7 protein-coding genes are annotated in these 4,303 nt (G+C 62.3%); 6 read left to right on the top strand and 1 reads right to left on the bottom strand.

Features of this window, described 5'->3' with window-relative positions; all coding sequences use genetic code 11:
• Positions 1-189 precede the first annotated feature (189 nt).
• Positions 190-393: a helix-turn-helix transcriptional regulator gene (locus ACP5E6_RS16575; protein ID WP_427955996.1), complete on the top strand. Its 204-nt coding sequence runs from the start codon at positions 190-192 to the stop codon at positions 391-393.
• Between the two features lie 105 nt (positions 394-498).
• Here ACP5E6_RS16575 and ACP5E6_RS16570 read toward each other — a convergent pair whose 3' ends face one another.
• A complete protein-coding gene (locus ACP5E6_RS16570; protein WP_427955993.1) occupies positions 499-684 on the bottom strand; it encodes a hypothetical protein in 186 nt (61 codons plus the stop codon).
• 110 nt (positions 685-794) lie between these two features.
• Between ACP5E6_RS16570 and ACP5E6_RS16565 the strand changes: the two genes are divergently transcribed.
• The 5 genes from ACP5E6_RS16565 to ACP5E6_RS16545 all read left to right on the top strand — a co-directional run.
• Complete coding sequence (locus ACP5E6_RS16565; RefSeq protein ID WP_427955991.1) at positions 795-1,112, top strand: hypothetical protein; 318 nt, start codon at positions 795-797, stop codon at positions 1,110-1,112.
• Entirely contained in the window at positions 1,109-2,113 is a 1,005-nt protein-coding gene (locus ACP5E6_RS16560) for a hypothetical protein (RefSeq protein ID WP_427955988.1), read from the top strand. The genes ACP5E6_RS16565 and ACP5E6_RS16560 overlap by 4 nt, the downstream gene beginning before the upstream one ends.
• Entirely contained in the window at positions 2,103-3,614 is a 1,512-nt protein-coding gene (locus ACP5E6_RS16555; protein ID WP_427955985.1) for a phage/plasmid primase, P4 family, read from the top strand. Before ACP5E6_RS16560 ends, ACP5E6_RS16555 begins: the two co-directional genes overlap by 11 nt.
• 152 nt (positions 3,615-3,766) lie before the next feature.
• The gene (locus ACP5E6_RS16550) at positions 3,767-3,961 is read left to right on the top strand and encodes a hypothetical protein (RefSeq protein WP_427955983.1); all 195 of its coding nucleotides are present in this window, start codon (positions 3,767-3,769) and stop codon (positions 3,959-3,961) included.
• Positions 3,961-4,303 (top strand): hypothetical protein (locus tag ACP5E6_RS16545; RefSeq protein WP_427955980.1); only part of this gene is annotated, 343 nt, incomplete at its 3' end. The genes ACP5E6_RS16550 and ACP5E6_RS16545, both read left to right, overlap by 1 nt.

Raw genomic sequence — 4,303 nt, 5'->3', positions numbered from 1 at the left:
CTAAACCCCGGCAAAGTCCACATTTTCATCAGCCTTGTCTTGGAATCGGCTGGCATCCACCAAACCACCGAAGCCATCAGAAAACGGAAATGAATTAGATTTTTGTTTCCCGTTATTGTTGTTGCCGGGTGCTATTTCCTGCCCCTATTACGTAGGCCGTGGCTTTTACTGTCAACCCAGGACAAGACAATGCAAAACGGTTCACCCTCTATCACGTTACTGAGTAAAAAGGACGCCTCTGCCCGGCTGGGCGTGTCGTCTCGCACCCTCGATCGGCACATTGAGGCCGGCGATGGCCCAGCGATTGTTCGGATTGGTTCGCGCGTGCTGATCCCCGAATCCGCGCTCGCCGATTGGGTTTCATCCCGCATCGAACACCCCCGCGCTGCGTGATCGGCACCATAAAAATGCAACACCCGGCCAATGGGTTTGACCGGGCGCGCGATTCGAATTGGATTTCAGCGGACAACTGGACCTTATCGAACACCGCCGCCTATATCAAGCAAATTCGCCGGTTATCGAAAGATAACCAAAATGACCGACGCTAAAACACAAGCCGACGCTATCAACGACCGCCTGATAGGCGACATCGAAGCCCGCGACCAGCGAAACCACGCTACCATCAATCTGCCCATCGCCGACCTCCGCCGCGCCGCCCGTTCCCTTGCCAGCCGGGCCGATCAAATCCTCGCCCGCCGCGACCGCGACCCTATCCTTCGCGGGTATGCCGAGACCGAGGCAGGGCACTGCCGCCGCCTCGCCGCTGCGATCACCTGTTCAATTCGGGTGGCATCATGACCCAGCAAATCAAGGTCGATGAATGGAAACCCCTCCACCGCAATTCGATGCGGGGTTTCATGACTGCGACGCTCCCCAGCGGAATGGTGCTGCACGATATCGTGGTGCACGTCACCGATGGGAAGCCCTGGGCTGCCCCGCCATCTAAGCCCATGATCGGGCGCGATGGCGTTGCGATGAAGGATGCTGCCGGCAAGGCGCGTTACTTGCCTATCATCAGCTTCACCGACAAACCAACTCGCGAACGCTGGTCATCGGCAATGATCGCCGCCCTCACTGCCGCACACCCGAACGCCCTGGACGGTGCGGCATGAACAGCGATACCCTCACCGTTCTCCGTAGTCGCGGCCGTCGCCTCGCCAAGCTCGTGCAAGCCGACGGCTCGATCGTCGGTTACGACGAAGCCCGCACCTTCACCGCGATTGAGCATGATGTTGAAAATCTCGATGATCTGCACCGCGCGCTGGTTTGGCTTTCAACGCGCCCTGATCGGTGCATTGTCCGGGCTGCTCTCACCAATCCTGATCGCACTGACCCCATCCGCCGGCTGCTCTACCGTGACCCCAAAACAGGCGACCGACCGACGCTTTACGAGTGCCAACGATTCTGGATTGCGACCGATTGGGACACGCTGGATAAGCCCGATGATATCGACCTCACTGACCTCGCCGCGTGCGGCCGGGTGGCGCTGGCGAGGCTGCCCGCGGCCTTCCACACCGCCGCTTGCATCGTCTCGGCGACCGCCTCGCACGGCATAAAGCCCGGCATCCGCATACGCCTATGGCATTGGCTCGACCGAGCGATCACCCGCGCTGAAATCACCCAATGGCTTGGCACGGTTGCCGGCTTGGACGATTGCGTTTTTCGTCCGGCCCAGATCATCTACACGGCCGCGCCGGTTTTTGAGTCCGGCACCGATCCCCTACCGACCCGCACCACCATCCTCTCCGGCGAACCCCGCGTCGCTGTTCCGCCCGCTGCCGCCCTCGCCTCGCCCTCGCCTCGCCCAGCCGCACCGTTGCCGAAACCCGACGACGCCCGCGCCTCGACCTACGCCAGCGTCGCCCTCCGCAACGCCGCCGCACGCATCGCCACCGCCGGCACCGGAGACCGGCATTTCACCCTGATCCGTGAGGCGCGATCATTGGCGCGGTTCACCGCCGCCGGGCTGCTCACCGCCTCCACCGTCCTCGAAACCTTGGAGCGGGCAGCGCAGGATGCCGGCAAGCCCGAAGGCGAAGCCACCGCAATCGCCGCCTGGGCACGCTCGCACCCGTCACCATCGCCACTGATGGAGGCGCGCAATGGACGCTGAGACAATGCACCGATCACCAGCCGATGACGCGATCGAGATCGCCCGCCTCATGATGCTCGATCCAATGAATTACGACCGGCAAAAGCTGACCAGCGCCGGCCGCCTGGGCGTCACCGTCGCGACCCTCGACCGCCAAGTCACCGCCGCCCGGAACGCCACCCGCCGCCGCGCCGCGACTGACGCGCCGGAATACAGCGACGATGACCTGGCGCTACGGTTCAGCCACCGGCACGCCGACGCATTGCGCTACACCGCCAAGTTTGGCCGCTGGCATGAGTGGACCGGCACGCATTGGAGGGACGACGAAACCCTACACGCCTTCACTCTCGCACGCGCAATCTGCCGCGATGCTGCTCGATCGGCCGAACTCACCATCGCGCATCGCATTGCCAGCGCCGGCACCGTGGCGGCCGTCGAACGCCTCGCCCGGAATGACCCGCGCCATGCTGCCACGGTTGACCAATGGGACCGTGACCCCTGGCTGCTCGCCACACCGGGAGGCACCGTCGAACTGAGAACCGGCCGACCCCGCCCTGCCGATCCTGCCGATCACTGCACGAAAACAACCAGCGTCGCGCCGGGTGGCGACTGCCCGATGTGGCTGCGATTTCTCGACCAGATCACCGCAGGCGATGCCGATCTGCAAAGCTTCCTGCAACGCGCAATCGGATATGGCCTCACCGGGCAAACCAGCGAGCACGCCCTGTTTTTCTTCTACGGCACCGGAGGCAATGGCAAGGGCGCGTTTTTGAACACCATCAGCGCCATCCTCGCCGACTATGCCAGCATCGCCGGGATGGAGACCTTCACCGCCTCGACCAGCGACCGGCACCCAACCGACCTCGCCATGTTGCGCGGGGCGCGCCTGGCAGTGAGTCAAGAAACCGAACAAGGCAAGGCATGGGCCGAAAGTCGGATAAAGGCGATGATGGGCGGCGACCCGATCACTGCCCGGTTCATGAGACAGGATTTTTTCACATACTCACCGCAATTCAAACTCATCATCGCAGGAAACCACAAGCCCAGCCTGAAAAATGTTGATGAAGCCATCCGCCGCCGCTTCCACCTTGTACCGTTCACCGTCACCATCCCAGCCGGCGAGCGCGACAAAGACTTGCCGGAAAAACTCAAAGCCGAGCACCCCGGCATCCTGCAATGGGCGATCGAAGGTTGCCTTGAATGGCAGCGCATCGGCCTTGCTCCCCCGGAGGCCGTCACCGACGCGACTGCCGAATATCTGGCCGATGAGGATGCGCTAATGACCTGGGCCGGCGACCGATGCACCCTTGATCGAAACTTGTGGGGGCAATCGTCTCACCTGTTTAAGTCATGGGTTTCGTGGTGCGACGACGCAAACGAACCGCGCGGAACCCAAAAGCAATGGCGCGCGTCGATGATCGCTCACGGATTCAACCCCCACAAAGCCGCCAAGGGCGAGGGGTTCATGGGTCTCGCCTTGCAAGAAAATCACGATGAGGGGGGCGGTATTTATGACCGATAATGACCACCCCCGCCCTCTAAAGGCGGGGGTCTTAACCCAAACCCCCCGCGTTTATCCAACAAAATCAGCGTAATGAGGTAGTTTCGTGCAAAACAATCATCCGGTTTCGTACGGAATAGCTACAAGCAACGTCAAAACGAGACATTTTTCCCATGTCTAACAGCCGTGAAATCCCCCTACTCGACCTCGCCCGCCGCGTGCAGCGTCTATCACCTGATCGCCGCGATCCCGAACGCTACCACGCGGAAAAATCCGAGATCGCCGCCGAATTGCGCCGCCTCGCCTCAACCCCGATCAACCACACCCCCAGCGCCGCCGCACGGCCGCGCCAATTTGGAGACAACTAATGGCCGGCACAATCATTGACACCCTCATCGTGCAACTAGGCCTCGACGCCAAAAAATTCACCGAGGGGCAACGCGAAGCGATCGACGCGCTCCGCAAGACCGAAACCGAAACAAACCGCACGGCGGGGAAGATCGGTGAGGGGCAAGGGCGCACCGCCGCCGCTATTGGCAAAACGGGCAAAGCCGCCGCCAGCACCGCTAAAGCGGTCAAGGAAGGCGAGGGCCGCACCGCCGCCGCCATGCAGCGCACCAGCAACCAGGCGACGCGCACAGCGGGAACGCTGGTCGCACGCGGGCGCGAGGGCGCAGGGTTCTTCAAGGGTCTCACAGAGGCCGCCCTAG

The organism is Acidiphilium sp., assembly GCF_049977125.1.
Taxonomy (GTDB): domain Bacteria; phylum Pseudomonadota; class Alphaproteobacteria; order Acetobacterales; family Acetobacteraceae; genus Acidiphilium.
Note: the sequence above shows the minus strand (reverse complement) of the source record. Positions and strands in the feature narration are given on the sequence as shown.